The sequence below is a fragment of the Zunongwangia sp. HGR-M22 genome, from assembly GCF_027594425.1.
In the GTDB taxonomy this organism is placed as follows: Bacteria; Bacteroidota; Bacteroidia; order Flavobacteriales; family Flavobacteriaceae; genus Zunongwangia.
In genome coordinates this window covers 2,508,749-2,527,225 of record NZ_CP115159.1, presented here as the reverse complement: position 1 = coordinate 2,527,225, position 18,477 = coordinate 2,508,749, and the positions used below count along the sequence as shown (strand labels likewise).

General features: G+C 33.8%; 14 protein-coding genes. 5 read left to right on the top strand and 9 right to left on the bottom strand.

Features of this window, described 5'->3' with window-relative positions; genetic code table 11:
* Window positions 1-125: 125 nt before the first annotated feature.
* Window positions 126-2,576: an endopeptidase La gene (gene lon, locus PBT91_RS11080; protein WP_270058531.1), complete on the top strand. Its 2,451-nt coding sequence runs from the start codon at window positions 126-128 to the stop codon at window positions 2,574-2,576.
* Window positions 2,577-2,693: 117 nt separating this feature from the next.
* Here the strand turns inward: lon and PBT91_RS11075 are convergent, their stop codons facing one another.
* A complete protein-coding gene (locus PBT91_RS11075) occupies window positions 2,694-3,329 on the bottom strand; it encodes a hypothetical protein (protein ID WP_270058530.1) in 636 nt (211 codons plus the stop codon).
* 256 nt (window positions 3,330-3,585) lie between these two features.
* Between PBT91_RS11075 and cmk the strand changes: the two genes are divergently transcribed.
* From cmk to rpsA, 3 genes are all read left to right on the top strand, one after another.
* Window positions 3,586-4,278, top strand: coding sequence for a (d)CMP kinase (cmk, locus tag PBT91_RS11070; protein WP_270058529.1), 693 nt, complete (start codon window positions 3,586-3,588; stop codon window positions 4,276-4,278).
* Window positions 4,279-4,281: 3 nt separating this feature from the next.
* Window positions 4,282-5,466 (top strand): MFS transporter, encoded by a 1,185-nt coding sequence (locus PBT91_RS11065; RefSeq protein WP_270058528.1) that lies wholly within the window; start codon window positions 4,282-4,284, stop codon window positions 5,464-5,466.
* 171 nt (window positions 5,467-5,637) lie between these two features.
* Window positions 5,638-7,467 carry a 30S ribosomal protein S1 gene (rpsA, locus tag PBT91_RS11060; RefSeq protein ID WP_270058527.1) on the top strand — a complete coding sequence of 610 codons (1,830 nt, stop codon included), beginning with the start codon at window positions 5,638-5,640 and terminating at the stop codon, window positions 7,465-7,467.
* Window positions 7,468-7,836: 369 nt separating this feature from the next.
* Here the strand turns inward: rpsA and PBT91_RS11055 are convergent, their stop codons facing one another.
* From PBT91_RS11055 to PBT91_RS11020, 8 genes are all read right to left on the bottom strand, one after another.
* Window positions 7,837-8,235 (bottom strand): response regulator, encoded by a 399-nt coding sequence (locus PBT91_RS11055; RefSeq protein WP_270058526.1) that lies wholly within the window; start codon window positions 8,233-8,235, stop codon window positions 7,837-7,839.
* A gap of 311 nt (window positions 8,236-8,546) precedes the next feature.
* Window positions 8,547-9,299, bottom strand: a complete 753-nt coding sequence (locus tag PBT91_RS11050) for an NUDIX hydrolase (protein ID WP_270058525.1) — start codon at window positions 9,297-9,299, stop codon at window positions 8,547-8,549.
* A 241-nt stretch (window positions 9,300-9,540) separates the two neighbouring features.
* Entirely contained in the window at window positions 9,541-11,082 is a 1,542-nt protein-coding gene (locus tag PBT91_RS11045; protein ID WP_270058524.1) for a hypothetical protein, read from the bottom strand.
* Window positions 11,083-11,097: 15 nt separating this feature from the next.
* The gene (locus PBT91_RS11040) at window positions 11,098-11,739 is read right to left on the bottom strand and encodes a hypothetical protein (protein WP_270058523.1); all 642 of its coding nucleotides are present in this window, start codon (window positions 11,737-11,739) and stop codon (window positions 11,098-11,100) included.
* A 293-nt stretch (window positions 11,740-12,032) separates the two neighbouring features.
* Window positions 12,033-13,619 carry a hypothetical protein gene (locus tag PBT91_RS11035; RefSeq protein WP_270058522.1) on the bottom strand — a complete coding sequence of 529 codons (1,587 nt, stop codon included), beginning with the start codon at window positions 13,617-13,619 and terminating at the stop codon, window positions 12,033-12,035.
* 9 nt (window positions 13,620-13,628) lie between these two features.
* Window positions 13,629-14,303, bottom strand: a complete 675-nt coding sequence (locus PBT91_RS11030; RefSeq protein WP_270058521.1) for a hypothetical protein — start codon at window positions 14,301-14,303, stop codon at window positions 13,629-13,631.
* 285 nt (window positions 14,304-14,588) lie between these two features.
* Entirely contained in the window at window positions 14,589-15,341 is a 753-nt protein-coding gene (eutC, locus tag PBT91_RS11025) for an ethanolamine ammonia-lyase subunit EutC (protein ID WP_270058520.1), read from the bottom strand.
* Entirely contained in the window at window positions 15,334-16,704 is a 1,371-nt protein-coding gene (locus PBT91_RS11020; protein ID WP_270058519.1) for an ethanolamine ammonia-lyase subunit EutB, read from the bottom strand. Before PBT91_RS11020 ends, eutC begins: the two co-directional genes overlap by 8 nt.
* 212 nt (window positions 16,705-16,916) lie before the next feature.
* On the opposite strand from PBT91_RS11020, the gene PBT91_RS11015 reads away from it, so the two are divergent.
* The gene (locus PBT91_RS11015) at window positions 16,917-18,428 is read left to right on the top strand and encodes a transglycosylase SLT domain-containing protein (RefSeq protein WP_270058518.1); all 1,512 of its coding nucleotides are present in this window, start codon (window positions 16,917-16,919) and stop codon (window positions 18,426-18,428) included.
* The last annotated feature ends 49 nt before the right edge of the window (window positions 18,429-18,477 follow it).

Here is an 18,477-nt window from a genome sequence, read left to right as displayed (position 1 = left end):
GGAATTGAAACAATTATAAAGCAGCAAATTTAACTACCTGAATTACACTATTTGTAGGGGTTAAAGTCTCAAAACGAAACAAAATATACAAACTGCAGTGACAGTTTGACTTTTAAAGATAACTTATGGCTAAAACAAAATTTACGGATATTGACAGTTTGTCATTACAAGGTATAAATGAAGATGCAGAGTTAATACCGTTAATGACGCCTGAAGATGAAGAGGAAATAAATAAAGAAGAATTACCCAAAAATCTCCCAATTTTACCGTTGCGTAATACGGTACTTTTCCCGGGTGTGGTAATACCAATCACAGCGGGAAGAGATGCTTCGATTAAACTGATAAACGAAGCAAATAATGCTGAAAAAACTATCGGTGTTGTTTCTCAAAAAGATGAAGAGGTAGAAAATCCCGGCGTTAAAGACATTAATAATATCGGAGTTGTTGCTCGTATTCTTAGGGTTCTTAAAATGCCCGATGGGAATACAACGGTAATTATTCAGGGAAAAAAACGATTTAATATTACTGAAGTTACTCAGGAAGATCCTTTCTTGAGAGCGAATGTTGAAGAAATTCCTGAAACCAGACCTAATGCTGAAAACGAGGAATTTGGTGCTATTATCGATTCGATTAAAGATTTGGCACTTCAGATCATTAAGAGCAGCCCAAATATTCCAACTGAAGCTTCTTTCGCTATAAAGAATATAGAAAGTAGCTCATTTTTAATCAATTTTGTTTCTTCAAATATGAATCTTTCAGTAGAGGAGAAGCAAAATTTACTGGCAACCAACGATCTTAAGGAACGCGCATTAGCGACCTTAAAATTTATGAACGTTGAGAATCAAAAACTCGCACTTAAAAACGACATTCAGTCTAAAGTGCAGAGTGATATGAGCCAGCAACAACGCGAATATTTCTTGCATCAACAGATGAAAACCATTCAGGAAGAGCTAGGTGGTGTTTCTCATGAAGATGAAATTGAAGAAATGCGTTTACGCTCGAAGGATAAAAAATGGGACGAAAACGTGCAAAAGCATTTTGATAAAGAACTATCTAAAATGCAACGAATGAATCCTCAGGTAGCTGAATATTCCATACAGCGTAACTATCTGGATTTATTTTTAGACTTACCATGGGAAGAATTTAGCAAAGATAAATTTGATCTTAAACGTGCTAAAAAAGTTTTAGATCGCGATCATTATGGTCTGGACGATGTAAAACGGAGAATTATAGAATATCTGGCAGTTTTAAAATTGCGTAATGATATGAAATCGCCTATTCTTTGTCTTTATGGCCCTCCGGGAGTCGGTAAAACAAGTTTAGGGAAATCTGTGGCAGAAGCTTTAGGACGTGAGTACGTACGAATTTCTTTAGGTGGCTTAAGAGATGAAGCTGAAATTAGAGGGCATCGTAAAACTTATATTGGTGCAATGCCGGGTAGGATTATCCAAAGTCTTAAAAAGGCAGGAACCAGTAATCCGGTTTTTGTTCTGGATGAAATTGATAAATTAAGTATCGGTAATGCAGGAGATCCTTCTTCAGCATTATTAGAGGTTTTAGATCCAGAGCAGAACAGTGAATTTCATGACAATTTCTTAGAATTAGGTTACGATCTTTCTAAGGTAATGTTTATTGCAACTTGTAATAATCTAAATACGATTCAGCCGGCCTTACGCGATCGTATGGAGATTATTAATGTTACTGGTTATACTATTGAAGAAAAGATCGAGATAGCGAAGCGTCATTTGCTTCCGAAGCAGTTAAAAGAGCATGGATTAACCAAAGACGATCTTAAAATCGGCAAATCTCAGTTAGAGAAAATAGTGGAAGGTTACACGCGAGAATCTGGAGTTCGTGCTTTAGAGAAGCAAATAGCAAAGGTAGTGCGCTATGGTGCTAAGAGTATCGCTATGGAAGAAGAATATAATGTAAAAGTAACCAATGAAGATATTCTGGAAATTCTTGGTAGCCCGCGTTTAGAAAGAGATAAATACGAGAATAATGAAGTAGCAGGAGTAGTTACAGGTTTGGCATGGACGCAGGTTGGCGGTGATATTCTTTTTATAGAATCTATTTTATCTAAAGGAAAAGGAAATTTAAATATTACCGGAAATCTTGGTAAAGTAATGAAAGAATCGGCTACCCTAGCTATGGAATACATTAAAGCTAATTCTGACGATTTGGGTATAGACGCTGGGATATTTGAAAAGTACAATGTACACATTCACGTGCCAGAAGGGGCAACGCCTAAAGATGGACCAAGTGCAGGGATTACTATGCTTACTTCTTTAGTTTCTTTATTTACGCAGAAAAAAGTAAAGAACAGTATCGCAATGACAGGAGAAATTACTTTACGAGGTAAAGTGCTTCCCGTTGGAGGAATTAAAGAAAAAATTCTTGCCGCTAAAAGGGCAAAAATTAAAGAACTTATTCTTTGTAAAGAAAATGAACGTGACATAAAGGAAATTAAAGATGAATATTTAAAAGGTCTTACTTTTCATTACGTTAATGATATGAGTGAGGTAATAGACATTGCTATCACGAACGAAAAAGTGAAAAATGCAAAGGAATTATAAGAGTAATTTATTTTAATTAATAAGGTAGATAAAAAAATCCGGCACAGTTTAATCATGCCGGATTTTTTGTAAATATAATAATCCTCAATCCTTGCAAGAAAACTTTAAATACGGTCTTTAGTTATCAGAAAATTCGATTTCAGCTTTCAATTCTTTAAATTGTGTAGATTTTATTCCTACAAGTCCATACACCGTTTTTCCAGCCGGTATCTCTTTATTGAACAATTCATATTTATCAAGTTCAGCTTTAAAACTATTATTAGCATTTTTAGCTTTAAAAAAGTTAAGTAACGAAATACCTGGGCCAATTAAAAGGCCTATTGGAATATTATTAGTTGTTTGCATGTTACCGTATTGATCGCTACGAGAAGTAGTAAATTTCGTGGGAGAAAGTAATAGATAAAGAAAATAGAAGCCAGATTTTTGTTTTAACATATCATAAGTTTGATTGGTAGTTGCAAAAACGACCGGAGATCCATCATTATAAGTAAGTCTTAAATCTTCACCAAAAAAATAACTTTTATCACTATTATTTAAAATTTTTAGAGCAACTAATTTTAATCCCTTATTTTTTTCTTTACTAGCATATTTTTTGGAAAGTAGTCGATACTGAAATTGCATAGCAATGTCTTTATCCTTATTCATAGAACCATACGGTAGACTTTCTGGTTCAATTTCAGAATAACGAGAAGCACAACTTCCTAAAACTAGAATAGATAAAATAGCTAAAATTTTGATGTTGATTGATTTCATTGTTTTATTTAAATTGAAATTTTTGTTAAAAAAATCTAAAAAAATATTTGTACACAAATAAAATTGTTAACATTTTTAAGATATTTTACTCAATTTCAGTCTAGGATAGTTTATTTTTTTTATTAAATATTTGTTTTTCAGTGCGATATGAGTAATAATTTATTCTCCTTATAAAAGATTGGAAAAATATTTTAGCATAGCGTATGAATTCTTTAATCAAATTTCAATTCTCTATTTTTGTAAAAACTTCAACTAAATGAGTAAAAAAATAACTATTGCCATTGATGGTTACTCTTCTACCGGGAAAAGCACTGTAGCAAAGCAATTAGCAAAAAAATTAGGGTATATTTATGTAGATACCGGCGCAATGTATCGCGCAGTGACCCTATATGCGATGCGTAAAATTATGGTAACCGATAATAAAGTTGATGAAGAAGCAATATTAAGACATCTTGCTTTTATCAGCGTGAAGTTTATTTATGACGAAGATCTAGGTTATGGTATAATTCATTTAAATAACGAGAATGTTGAAAAAGAAATTCGTTTAATGGAAGTTTCCAATAACGTGAGTAAAGTAGCGGCAATTCCCGAGGTGCGAAAAATGTTAGTAAAGCAGCAACATGAAATTGGTAAAGATGGTGGTGTGGTAATGGATGGTCGCGATATTGGTACGGTGGTATTCCCGGATGCCGAGTTGAAATTATTTATGACGGCTTCTGCTGAAAAAAGAGCCGAACGTAGATATGCAGAATTAAAAGAAAAAGGAGAAGACGTAAATTACGAGGATGTCCTAAAAAATGTTGAAGAGCGAGATCATCTAGACTCTACTAGGGAAACTTCGCCTTTGGTAAAAGCTGATGATGCAATAATTATTGATAACTCAAATCTTAGCAAAGAAGAACAGTTCGATAAAATACTTTCTCTGGTAAAAGAAAAAACTGAAGCCTAAGTAATGCCAGCAAATAGGGAAGAGGGTTTAAAAACATCAATTTTATATTTAATGTCTGCGGGAGCCGGTTTAGTGGTCGCAAATAATTATTATAATCAGCCATTATTAAGTTTAATGGCTAAAGATTTTCAAGTTTCAGAATCGGCGGTAAGTAATATTCCGCTTTTTACGCAATTAGGTTATGCCTTTGGGTTGTTGTTTATCATTCCGTTAGGAGATAAGTTTCCTAGAAAAAAAATGGTAATGATAGATTTTATATTTATCATCGCTAGTCTATTGGCGATGGCCTTAGCACAAAGTCTTCCTATTTTAATAATCTCAGGTTTTTTTGTTGGATTTTCATGCGTTGTTCCTCAAGTATTTGTCCCTATGGCCGCACAACTTGCAAAACCGGAAAAGCGAGGTAGTGCTATTGGTATAGTGATGAGTGGATTACTTATCGGGATATTGGGTAGCCGATTTATAAGTGGGTTTGTAGGAGAATACTTTGGATGGCGTTTAATGTATTTTATTGCCGCCGGGATTATGTTGGTTTTCTGGTTGTTACTAAAATTAAAATTACCAGAATTGCAGCCAGATTTTAAAGGAACCTATAAGGAGTTAATGCAATCCCTTTGGGGATATTTTAAATCCGAACCATCAGTAAGATTAGCAGCCGTAAGAGGAGGTTTAGGCTTTGCAGGTTTTAGTGCTTTTTGGACGACGCTTGTATTTTTAATGGAAGATAATTTTAACTACGGAAGTGGTATCGCAGGAGCCTTTGGAGTTTTAGGAATAGCCGGAGCTTTAGCGGCAAGTCTTATTGGCAAGTTAAGTGACCGAATGAATAAAAACCTGCTGATAACCATTGCAACTGCAATTATGATTTTTGCATGGGTTGTATTTGAGTTTTCGGGCCATTCTATATTCGGATTGGTTATAGGCGTTATTTTAGTAGATATGGGATTGCAATCGCTACATATTACAAATCAAAATATTATTTTTTCAAGAAATCCAGATGCTCGTAATAGGATTAACACTATCTACATGGTTGGTTACTTTATTGGTGGTGCACTGGGTACTACTACTGGAGCCTATGCTTGGGAACTTTTTCAATGGAGAGGTGTGGCTAGTTTAGGCCTGTTTTATGCTATTTTGATCTTAATATTTCACTTTGCTTTTAAAAAATCTATTTCAGAAGTAAATTGATTTACCTACTATTTGAAAATAGTAAAATTAGTTGTAGTTTTGCACTCCTTTTTGGCAGGAGTACGGAGAATCAGAAAGGCTTGAAAATCAAAATGTAAACATCTTCTGTGTTTTATTTTGCTTAAAATTTTCCGAAAGACGCAGAATACAAATTTAAATCAGCAAATTATTATGGCTGAAGAAATTAAAGATCAGGACGTTCAGGATGTAGCAGGAATGGCTACAGCATCTCAACCAGAGGTGACTGAGCAACAAGCTAATCCAGAAAAATTCCTTAAAGAATTCAACTGGCACAATTACGAAGAAGGAATCGATCCTATCGATGATTCTAAGTTGGAAGAATTCGAAAAATTAGTTGAAGAAAACTTCGTAGACACTCTTGATGATGAGGTTGTAAAAGGAAAAGTAATTAATATTACAGATCGTGATGCAATTATCGACATTAATGCTAAAAGTGAAGGTGTAATTTCTCTTAACGAGTTTCGTTACAACCCAGACCTTAAAGTTGGTGATGAGGTAGAAGTTTTAATCGACGTTAGAGAAGATGCTACAGGACAATTAGTGCTTTCTCACCGTAAAGCTCGTGTGATCATGGCATGGGATCGTGTGAATAAAGCGCACGACGAAAGTCTTATCGTTAACGGTTTTGTGAAGTGTCGTACTAAAGGTGGTATGATCGTAGATGTATTTGGTATTGAAGCTTTCTTACCAGGTTCTCAAATCGATGTGAAGCCAATTAGAGATTACGATGCTTATGTAGGTAAAACAATGGAATTTAAAGTTGTGAAAATCAACCACGAATTCAAAAACGTTGTGGTATCTCATAAAGCACTTATTGAAGCTGATATCGAAGAGCAGAAGAAAGAGATTATCGGTCAATTAGAAAAAGGTCAGGTATTAGAAGGTACTGTTAAGAATATTACTTCTTACGGTGTATTTGTTGATCTTGGAGGAGTTGACGGACTTGTTCACATTACAGATCTTAGCTGGTCTAGAATCAACCATCCAAACGAGATCGTTGAGCTAGATCAAAAACTTAACGTTGTAATCTTAGACTTTGATGAGGCTAAGACTAGAATCCAGTTAGGTCTTAAGCAATTACACAAACACCCATGGGAAGCTCTAGATGAGAATCTTAAAGTTGGTGATAAAGTAAAAGGTAAAGTAGTTGTAATCGCAGATTACGGTGCATTTATCGAAGTTGCTGAAGGTGTAGAAGGATTGATCCACGTTTCTGAAATGTCTTGGAGTACGCATTTGCGCTCAGCTCAGGATTTCGTAAATGTTGGTGACGAGGTTGAAGCACAAATTCTTACTTTAGATCGTGATGATCGCAAAATGTCTCTTGGAATTAAACAATTAACTCCAGACCCATGGACTGATATCACTTCTAAATATCCTGTTGGATCTAAGCATACAGGTGTAGTTCGTAACTTTACTAACTTTGGTGTATTCGTAGAATTAGAAGAAGGAATCGACGGACTTATCTATATCTCTGATCTTTCTTGGACTAAGAAGATTAAGCATCCATCAGAATTCTGTAATGTTGGAGACAAATTAGATGTTGTTGTATTAGAATTAGATGTTGAAGGGCGTAAATTAAGTTTAGGTCACAAACAAATCGAGAGTAACCCTTGGGATAAATACGAAACTGAATTTGCTGTAGGTACTACACATACTGCTGCAATTTCTGAAATCGTAGACAAAGGAGCTACTATCGAATTTAATGAAGATATCACTGCATTTGTTCCACAAAGACACCTAGAAAAAGAAGACGGAAGTAAACTTAAGAAAGGTGAAACTGCAGAATTCCAAATCATTGAATTCAACAAAGAGTTTAAACGTGTTGTAGCATCTCATGCTGCGATTCACAGAGAAGAAGAGCAAAAGATTGTTAAGCAAGCGGCTAAGAAAGCTGCTGCTCAAAACAACGACAAAACCACTATTGGTGATGTAAACGCAGATCTTCAAGCTCTTAAAGATAAAATGGAAGGAAAGTAATTTCCTGATTTTATAAAAACTAAAACCTCCTTGAAAAAGGAGGTTTTTTTATTTTATAACGATATTTATTTTTAGTCTTGATTGCTGGTGTTATATTAAACTTTTAGATCCAATGACATTGCTCCATCGGCTTGAGAAGGAGTAAATTATTATACAATTGAATTAAACTAGAAAGTTATGACTAAAAGCTTCTTTATTTGACTTTTTAATTGAATTTCTGAGGGGATGAATCTTACTTAAAGCAAAATTATTTCAATTTCATAATAGTGCTTTTAAAGTACTAATTTGATATTACCTATCAGTTTCAGAAAAATCTGTAGATTAGGATTTCACTCTTCCGCTTGCAAAAAGATTAAAATGTAATAAAACTTAAGCTTTATGATTTTTTAAAACTTTTTTTAGACTGTCGATAGTAACCGGTTTAACAATATAGTTATTAACGTGATCGTAAGATTTTGCTTTATTGATATCGCTTGGATCTACCGAAGAACTAACGATATAGATCGTGATAGCTTTTTCACTCTTTATTTGTATAAAATTTTCAAGAAATTCCCATCCATCCATTACAGGCATATTTAAATCTAAAAGAATAACGTCTGGTAGTTCTTTATCAGACGATATAAGAGCCCTATGATGGTTTAAGGCCTCCTCACCATTTCCAAAAACCAAAAAACCATTACAAAAATCGGCCAGTTCCATTATTTTTTTCGCGCTAAATACAAATATGGGATCGTCATCGATGATGCAGGCAAGATCAATTTTTTTCATGCTGTAAGTAGTTTTATTCTTTAATTCATTTTTTTATATCCAATCTATAAGTAAAGAAGGCAGAATCTAGAATAATTAATTTGGTATTTAATTAATTACTAGAAATTCAATCTAATTTAATGAATTATTATTTATTTCTAAGCTATCAGACAAAGTACACTCGTTCATGCAAAAAGAGCATACTTTTTAGCAACAATGCTACTCTATATTTGGTAGAATTTTTATATTCTCAATTTGTGAATTTTAATGAATATTTTATTTAAAACTGATATTTCTCAAAAAAGCTTGTTTATAAATATATAATGTTGCTTCTACCATGCCTCTTTAAAGCCATTTTCGAGCGCCTCATTATAAGTTTCAGTATTAAATGTATAAAGGTTAGGTGCTTTATGAGCTCCACCTTTTCTGGTTTCTTTTAGTTTATTTAAGATACCATATTTGGTCATTTTGCGATAAAAATTTCCTCTGTTTAGCGGCTTTTCTAAAATGATTTCGTACAATCTTTGTAGCTCTGGCATTGTAAACTTCTCTGGTAAAAGATTAAGACCAACAGGACGATAGTTTAAGCCTTTTCTAAGCTCCAAAAGTGCTGCATCGAAAATTTCTTGATGATCCATCATTAATTCGGGAAGTTCGCTAATGTTCTTCCATTCACAAGCTTCAGACAGGTAATCTACTCTAGGTTCTACCTTTGCAAAATTGGTTAGCGCATAATAGCCCACGGAAAGAAATCTTCGTTTATGCCATAAATTTTCGTCATATTCAGAAAAGAATTCTTTACTTCGGTTTAACTTACCAAATGTTTTAAATTGGTTAAGGTAAATTTCACTAACGCCTGTTCTTGATTCCAATATTCTATAGGCACCGTCTTCTAGATTTTCAGCTTTATGTAAGTATCCACCGGGCAGTAGCCAACCATCTTTTCCTTTTATTTTTGTTAGTAGTACTTTTAGTGAGGCCGTATCAAACCCAAAAACGACGCAATCGATGGAAATACTTGGTAAACTTTTTTCAATATTTGTTTCTGAATCCTTGTTTAGGATATCTAATAATTCCGATCTCATCTCCTTCTGTTTAGTTTCCAAAACTACATTATGATTTTAATTATTCAAACTATTATTTAGACTTCGGTGAATTATTGTAAATATATTTCATTTATTTCTATATAAAAATCCTATTTAATCATAAAATATTTGTGAAGGTCTATTCAAATTCGTCAGGTTTTATATTATTTTTGTAGGCATCGGATATAATTAAAAAAGGGAATGCAATGAGCATTCCCCTTTTTTATGAGTACGTGTTTGCTTAAAAATTAATCTCACTACATAACTCGCTATCTACATTAAATTGATAATCGTTAGAGTTGATGAATTCTTCGTAAGTATAAATCTGACCGTCAAATTCAATTTGAAATTCGTAAGTATTTCCTGCTTCCATTTCGTAAGATTTTAACACAAGATCTTTGATGATACCATTAATCCAAGTTGTATCTCCCAATTTTCTATACTTAATTGGGTAGCTAGCTATATTCAGAGTCACATCTTCACATGGAATATTAATCGTAATAGTTAGCAATTCGCTATCTGGTGTTGGCATTTCAATAGCAGGAGATTCCCCACAGGATATATTATCTACTGTAATTACATTGCCAGAGGTGTACAGCTTCAAAGAAATATTTTCACCTACTCCATTGTAAGGAATTTGATTTACTCCAGGAGCAAGATTTTGCTCAATAATCTTATAAATTCTTGTTTCGGTACTACCAGCAATTTCTAATTCTATTTTCGCCTGTATATTGGAATCTGTTGGATTATTAATTTCAAAAATATCAGAACAAACAGGTAACTCGGCAACTAATGAATAATCAGTTAAGTGATCTGTTTCGAAATTTGCATATAATTGATTACCTATTCCTGTAATGGTAACTTCTTTTTCATAAACCCACATTCCGTTTTCCAGTTCATAACTATATAATGCTAATTGATCGCCCGCTTTAACTTTAGTTGCTGTTTTAGGGTTATACAAATTTTTATCAATTTCCATTTTTACGTTTATAGATTCGCTAAAGTCTTTTACCTCTTCATCTCCTACGTACATATTAATAGAAGTGTAGCTCATTGGTAAAAATGATGTTCTTTCTGTAGTGCCATTTTTAGAAACAGTTTGATCTGTAAAACCACCAGGAAAAATTTTAACCAAATTTGTGGTATTAGCGTCTACGTCGATAACTTCCATACTAATAGAACTGCCAGATAATACTTTGCCACTTGTATTTAAAAACTTTGTTCCTGCCTTAACTTCAACAGATCCATTGGTTTGTTTGTTACTTTTATTTCCAAAATTCACAACTTTGCTCTCCTTAAGTTCACTTTCAGAAAGATCAGCCTTTTCTGATACGGAACTAACTCCATCTGATTCTTTAGTTTTATTAAGCAAAGAAACCGGAATTTGCACAGTCTTATTGTTTTCAGTAAAACTTACTTTTACTTTCGAAGATTGATAACCGGGAGCCGATGCTATAAAATCAAAAGTTTTAACTTCATTAGCCGATTGAGGTCTATCCATAGGATTAAGTATAAGAGTTATACTTCCTTTAGAGACCTTAAAGTTTCGCTCCCCGGCAGAATTGAGAATCGCTGTACCATAATCCGTCACAGGAGTTAATTTAATATTTTCAGGATAGCTACCGTCTTCCAAATCTTGGATTTCTACTTGCGCAGTATATTCTAAAAAGTTTACATCGAGTCCAAGTTTAAAATTGTCTGCAATTTCATTGGGGTTTTTCTCACAAGCTGTATGAATAATTACTACAGCCATCATCATCATTAATAATATTATTCTTTTCATGTGTAAGGGATTTAATTAGATTCTAATTGATAATCTTAAATTGAGGAATGGATACCATCTATAATCTTTAATATCTTCTTGAAGAGATTCAGCTTGGTTTGCAGTAGGAGCGAGCATTCCGGTAGCAGCAATTCCAACCTTTGGCTCGGGTAAATAAAAACTTCCTACTTCGAAAGCTATTCCAAATTTATTTTTTGGCACGGCTCTACCCATTCCTATACCAAGATATGGAGCAATACCGCTATAATCTAAAGAAAGTCTTAGGTCACCAATATCTTCTGGACCAATTATAATTTCACCATACTCGAAAGAGCCATCATATGTTGCTAGTGCCTTAGTCTCACCATCACTAAAATATGCGGCACCTCCTACGATTTTGAAGCTACTTTGTTTGAAAGGGAGATACTCTAAACTTAAGTCGAACTCTAGAAATCTTGAATCTGCAGTAACATTAAGGTTCGCATCATCTATTTCAATTTCTTGTACAAAATCTTTAATGCTTAAAATATTACCTCTCAGTCTGAGATTAAAATGTGGTGAGATATTCCTTGCTATTTCAAGTCCACCACCTAGTGTGGAACCATTTAGGGCAATAGCATATTTCTTACTATATTTTGAAGTTTCATTTTCTTGGCTTATTACGACACAAGAAATCAAAAGAAAACATAAAATTAGAAGGAAATTGAGGTGTAAACGGGGTAAAAAGTTTTTCATCATCATTTATCTACTTAATTACTATTAGGGGTCGTAATTTAAACTTATGTTAAAGTTACAAAGCAAAGATAGTTTATTATCTAAGAAAATAGCTTTTTATCGATAATATTCTCTTTTTGTGGCAATAAAAATTCTTTTATTGTTATTTAAACATGATTTTTGTAAGAAAAGTATTGTTAAATGAAAAAAAGTCTCCTAATAATTATAGAAGACTTTTAGTAAATTTATTAATTTGCCTATAGTGCAAATTCACAAATTTCATCGCTATTAATAGTAATATAATTTACACCAGAGGATACGGTGAATTCTGTTTCAATACGGTCCCCAAAATACGTCCTAAAATCATAAGTTTTGCCTGGAGTCATGTAGTAGGATTGAAATTTTCCGTTGCTCATATATCCATACCTCCACCAATAAGACCCCTTTTCTTTATAATAAAAGTAGTATGATGGTTTGAATTCAAAATTAGAGTCTGGACAACTCAAAGTGACATCTGCGGAAACGACTTCAGGAAAAGCGGAAGCAGGTAATGTTATGCTTATATCTTTGCTGCATGGATTGAATGGAGCAGTTTCAGCAATTAGTTCTCCTTTATTATACCATGATGATCCAGAATATATTTTAAATTTACAAGTGGCTATAGGGCAGCGATAAAAATTTATTTTTGCATTATTATATAATCGCATATTTTTCCTTGCGTAATAGCTAACTGGCTGGTCGTTGTATTCATATACTAATTCTGTATAAAAATAATCATAAGCATCTGTTCCGGGAGCATTTATTACAATTGAGTTTGATTTGTAACATCTTCTTCCGTAAAAATCTAGATTATACCATGTAAGATGATCGGTTTCAAAACTAACTTCAAGTTTTCCGCTATTATTTACAACGCTTCCTTCCTTTTCAAAAACCCATTGTCCAGACTCGACTTCATAACTCCAAACAGGAATTTTGTCACCTACTTTTATTTCTGAATCTGTTTCTAAGTTATATCCGTTAGGATTTATTTCCATCGTGACTTCTATGGGTTTGCTGAATTTTCTAATGCTAGTGCCATCAATATTCATATCAATGGATGCGAAACCTGCAGTAACGAAGAAAATTTCTTCTTCTTCTCCACTTTCACCAATAACGCTTTCTGGTGTAAAACCACCAGGGAACGAATTTAAGGAAGCGGCACCATTAGCATCAAAATGAGTTAAACTAATCCTTAGTGATCCCCCTGTAATTTTATTGTTATTTGTGTCATAGAATTCAGTCCCGGAATCTATTGTAAGATCTGCGCCAGTAATCTTGTTTCCTTCAGAAGCTACTGCAACGCTAGCACTACTATTAAGAGTACCACCAATTAAAGGGATATTCTTCGTAATATTAGCAACACCCTCTGGGGGGGATGAAGTATTTACCATATTTATTGTCAAGTTTTGATTTTTTTGATCTTCTGTAAAATTTACAGTAAAATTTACAGGAAGAAAACCAGATGCCGTAGCATAAATAGTATATGTTTTAACATCATCCGCTCCATTGGGTTTACTTGTAGGATTCAAAATAAAAGATGCTATACCATTATCAACTGTAAATTCTTTATTACCATTAGAATCCAATAAACCATTATTATCGTTATCTAATACTTTCAACTCTATATTTTCAGGAGGGGTAATAGGATTACCTGCATCTACAAATTGAACAACTAAGGTATATTCCAGAAAGTCTGAATTAATGCCGAGTTTAAAATCATCGACAACTTCATCTGGCATTTTTTCGCAAGAGGATGGAACGAAAATTAAAGCAAGTACGATTATTATTAAAGTATATTTTTTCATGGCTTTTGTTTAAATTTTAACAGAGAGTCTTAAGTTAAGGAATGGATACCATCTGTAATCACGAATGTTTTCTTGAAGTGATTCAGCTTGATCCGCAGTTGGGGAAAGCATTTTTGTAGCGTTAATGCCAACTTGTGGTTCTGGAAGATAAAAGCTCCCTGCTTCGAAGGCAACTCCAATTCTTTTTTTAGGAACAGCCCTACCAAATCCAAGTCCAAAGTATGGTGCAAAACCATTGTAATCTAAAGTTAGTTCTAAATCACCAATTTCATCTGGTCCAATGGTGATCTCCCCATAGGTGAAGGATCCATCGTATTTTGCTAAAGCAGTTGTTTTTCCATCATTAAAATATGCGGCTCCACCAACAAGTTTAAAACTGCTATTTTCAAAGGGTAGGTATTCTAAACTCAAATCAAATTCTAAGAATCTAGAATCGGCGGTAACGTTTAGATTTGCATCATCTACTTCTATTTCCTGAATAAAATCTTTGATTCCAAAAGTATTAGCCCTAAGTCTTAAATTGAAATGGGAGGAAATGTTTTTCGCAACCTCAATTCCTCCACCAAGAGTTGAGCCGTTTAGTGCGATAGCAAATCTGTTTTCGTAATTGTTTTGTTCATTTTGAGCAAATAGTTTATTTGCTGTGACGAAAATGAATAATACAATGAGTAGTTTTTTGATCATTTTAAAAGTTTAATTTAGATGCTTTATTAAGTATCTAAATTAAACCCTTAATTAATTCTAAAAAATACTTGATATCAGGTATTTTGCTTTCAAGTGACGGGTTTTTAAATAGTTATGAGATTTATCTTAATACACTATATCTATTTTAAGATGATATTGATTTAAATTCTACATTTATGATACCTGAAATATTCGATTAAAATAATATGCATTGAAAAATGAATAAAATTAATATTGAAAAGAATATGGAGTCAATAAAAATTTATCTGTTGGATCTTTTCAGATCTAACAGATATCTTTTTGTTCTCTAATATCAGATTTCAACGAAACACCGCTTATTTTTTTAGCAAAAGATTCCTTAATTAAAAATTTGAGTAAGTCTACTGCCGCCCTGGTTTTCATGCCATCGTTATGGATATTAGAAATACAATTTCTTTTCTCGTCGGTAGTGCCGCTTTTTGGATTGTAAGTAGTGTAAATTCCTAAGCTTTCCGGGCTTGATAACCCTGGTCGCTCACCAATAAATGTAGCGGTAAATTTTCCATTCAATTTTTCTGCAATTTCATCTCCAATGGCTACCCGACCATTTTCAATAATACATATTGCAAAAGAATAGGTTGCTTTTAAATCGGGTAATAATTGCGCTATAATAGGAATACTATGTTTAGTAGCCTCGGGAGATAAGCCATCAACAAGATTCAAAATAATGTCATATTCTTTGTTGTTTTGTACATCAGTATCGGCCAATAATTTTCCAAGATCGGGGCGTTTCAAATATTCTTCACGATCTTTTGCCTGAGTCTTAAATTTGAAAATAGGTAGGTTGAATTTTTCGACATCCATTTCGAGTTTTTGAATATCAAATTCAGAATAAATAGCATCTCTTGCTTTAGCGTGATCCATTTGAAATTGTAGTACATCTTGCAAAGATTGGCTTCCCCCTGTGTTTCCTAAGGCAATTCTCGCGCGTGAAAGTTCTCTCAAATTAGTATATGGATCTTTCTGTATTTTATTTTTATATAATTTTGATTTATCCATTGCTGATCAATTTATGAGATTCTGGTAAAGGCTGGCGATTTCCTTTTTCATCAATAATTCCCATTTTTAAGAGCCATTCTTCAAATTCGGGAGCAGGACGTTTATTTAAAACTTTTCGTACATACATGGCATCATGAAAGGAAGTGCTTTGGTAGTTCAGCATAATATCATCTGCTCCCGGAACTCCCATAATGTAATTACATCCGGCAACTCCTAAAAGCGTTAGTAAAGAATCCATGTCGTCTTGATCGGCTTCAGCATGATTGGTATAACAAACATCACATCCCATAGGTAATCCCATTAATTTTCCACAGAAATGATCTTCTAAAGCAGCACGAGTAATTTGTTTACCATCATATAAATACTCAGGACCAATAAAACCAACAACTGTATTTACTAAAAACGGATTGTACTTTCTAGCTATGGCATAGCACCTTACTTCACAGGTTTGTTGGTCGATATCATGATGTGCGTTAGCCGAAAGTTCCGATCCTTGTCCGGTTTCAAAATACATCATTTGTTTTCCAATAGTCCCTCGATCCAAACTTAGTCCGGCTTCGTAAGCTTCCTGAAGCATTGCCAGATTAATTCCAAAAGATTCGTTTGCTTTTTGAGTGCCACCAATAGATTGAAAAATTAGATCTACAGGTGCTTTTTGAATAATCTCCATTGTCGTACTAATATGACTAAGAATGCAAGTTTGGGTAGGAATTTCGTACTGTTGCCTAAAATTATCCAATAATTTCAATAATTCTGAAACAGCGGTTGGGCTATCGGTTGCAGGGTTAATTCCTATCACGGCATCGCCGCAGCCATATAGTAGTCCGTCTATCGTGCTAGCCGCAATCGCTTTAGGATCATCTACGGGATTGTTGGGCTGTAATCGAACTGAAAATCGATCTTTTAGTCCAATCGTATTTCTGAACTTTGTCACGACCTCACATTTTTGCGCAATTTTTATAAGATCTTGATTCCGCATTAATTTTGAAACTGCTGCAACCATTTCTGGAGTAAGTCCGGGAGAAATTTTTTTTAGTATTTCCGGAGTAGCTTCATAACTCAACAGCCAATCTCTAAATTCTCCCACACTAAATTGCGATATTGGGTAAAAAGCCTCGGCATTATGGCTATCTATAATTAAGCGAGTAACTTCATCTTCAGCATAAGGAATAATGGGGTTTTCTAAAAAGTCTTTTAGTGGAACTTCGCTTAAAGCATACTGCGCTGCCACGCGTTCTTTATTGTCCTTGGCAGCGAGACCAGCAAGAACATCACCAGAACGATATGGACTAGCTTTGGCTAGCAATTCCTTAAGATCTCTAAAATTATAAGTAATATGATTTGCACTGAATTTGTAACTCATAAAATCCACTTTTATAGAAAGTTACCAAATTGTTATGGTATTAAATGTTTAAAGAATACTAATTTAATATTCGATAGTTTATAATTGATAATTATAAATTATATCCAAATAATTATGAATATTTGTTTTTATTATGAATTAATAATTGATAAAAAATGAATAAATTTTATATCTGGAGATAAATAGCTATATTTAAGAAAATCAGCTATTTAATGATTAGACCTTTACGCCATTTTTTTACACATAGTAATATTTTCAAGTTTAGCATTTGTATATTCTTATTAGGGACTCTTTTAAATTGTTCTGAGAGTAGAAATACTAACGCTGAAGATTCTCCCGAACTTGCAATTAATCAATATTCCAAATCTTTTTCAGAAATAAAAGAGGATGGGAAACTCACCGTTATTACCATTTATAATTCTACCAGTTACTTTTTATACCGTGGAAAACCGATGGGGTTTGAATATGAATTGGTGAAGAAACTAGCTGAACACTTAAACCTGGAATTAGATATAAAAGTTGCCGAAGATATCGATCATTTATTTGATATGTTAAATGCCGGCGAAGGCGATTTAATTGCCTTTGGGCTGTCGGTAACTGAAGACCGAAAAAAGCTGGTGAATTTTACCGATTATCATTACCTCACCCATCAGGTTTTGGTGCAGCGCCGTCCGGAAGATTGGCGAAGATTACCGATGTACAAAATAAAAAAGCAAACGATCAATGATCCTATCGAGATGATTGGGAAAACAGTGCACGTACGCAAAAATTCGTCTTATTTTGAACGATTGGAGAATTTAGAAGATGAAATTGGCGGGCAGATCGATATTCAGTTAGTGCCGGGCAATAAAACTACCGAAGATATTATTAAAATGGTGGTGAATGAAGAGATTGATTATACCATTGCCGACTATAATATTGCGGCGATCAATCAAACCTACAATCCGATTTTGGATATTGATACCGAGATCAGTTTTTCGCAACGCATTGCTTGGGCAGTTCGAAAAAATTCATCTGAACTATTAGCTGAGATTAATGCGTGGTTAAAAAATATCAAGAAAAAAGACTTTTACTATGTGGTTTATAATAAATATTTCAAAAACAAGAAATCGTACAGACGCCGAATTAAAAGTAAGTTTTACAGTAAAAATGAAGGGAAAATTAGTCAGTACGACGAAATTGTAAAAACCAATGTAGCACGATTAGGTTGGGACTGGCGATTGCTGAGTTCTCAAATTTTTCAAGAATCTCGTTTTAAACCCAATGAAAATTCTTGGGCTGGGGCAGGAGGTTTAATGCAAATTATGCCGGCCACAGCGAAAGATTTAGGAATTTCTGATATTACAAATCCTTCAGAAAATATTAGAGGCGGTACCAAATATTTAGAACAGTTAAAAGAGAAGTTTACAAACGTAACAGATAGTATTCAAAAAATAAAATTTACGCTTGCCGCCTATAACTGTGGTTTGGGTCACGTTCGTGATGCCCAACGATTGGCCAAAGCTTTTGATGAAGATCCATACCAATGGGACGATAATGTAGAAGATTATATGCTGAAGTTAAGCTCGCGTGAATTTTTTAGTCGGCCGGAAGTTAAATACGGTTTTGTAAGAGGTCGAGAGCCTTTTTTATACGTAAAAGAAATCTTTTTGCGTTACAAGCATTATAAGAAATTGATTCCTTTTGAAACTCCGGAAACCAACTCCAAAGTAGCTTCAAATTAACTAGAGTTTAACTTCAAAAATCTTTCTGTTCAGCCCTTACTTAATAATT

Bases quoted from the DNA above. Each gene is read 5' to 3' on its own strand.
- lon (WP_270058531.1), top strand. From the start codon at position 126: ATGGCTAAAACAAAATTTACGGATATTGACAGTTTGTCATTACAAGGT.
- PBT91_RS11075 (WP_270058530.1), bottom strand. From the start codon at position 3,329: ATGAAATCAATCAACATCAAAATTTTAGCTATTTTATCTATTCTAGTT.
- cmk (WP_270058529.1), top strand. From the start codon at position 3,586: ATGAGTAAAAAAATAACTATTGCCATTGATGGTTACTCTTCTACCGGG.
- PBT91_RS11065 (WP_270058528.1), top strand. From the start codon at position 4,282: ATGCCAGCAAATAGGGAAGAGGGTTTAAAAACATCAATTTTATATTTA.
- rpsA (WP_270058527.1), top strand. From the start codon at position 5,638: ATGGCTGAAGAAATTAAAGATCAGGACGTTCAGGATGTAGCAGGAATG.
- PBT91_RS11055 (WP_270058526.1), bottom strand. From the start codon at position 8,235: ATGAAAAAAATTGATCTTGCCTGCATCATCGATGACGATCCCATATTT.
- PBT91_RS11050 (WP_270058525.1), bottom strand. From the start codon at position 9,299: ATGAGATCGGAATTATTAGATATCCTAAACAAGGATTCAGAAACAAAT.
- PBT91_RS11045 (WP_270058524.1), bottom strand. From the start codon at position 11,082: ATGAAAAGAATAATATTATTAATGATGATGATGGCTGTAGTAATTATT.
- PBT91_RS11035 (WP_270058522.1), bottom strand. From the start codon at position 13,619: ATGAAAAAATATACTTTAATAATAATCGTACTTGCTTTAATTTTCGTT.
- PBT91_RS11030 (WP_270058521.1), bottom strand. From the start codon at position 14,303: ATGATCAAAAAACTACTCATTGTATTATTCATTTTCGTCACAGCAAAT.
- eutC (WP_270058520.1), bottom strand. From the start codon at position 15,341: ATGGATAAATCAAAATTATATAAAAATAAAATACAGAAAGATCCATAT.
- PBT91_RS11020 (WP_270058519.1), bottom strand. From the start codon at position 16,704: ATGAGTTACAAATTCAGTGCAAATCATATTACTTATAATTTTAGAGAT.
- PBT91_RS11015 (WP_270058518.1), top strand. From the start codon at position 16,917: ATGATTAGACCTTTACGCCATTTTTTTACACATAGTAATATTTTCAAG.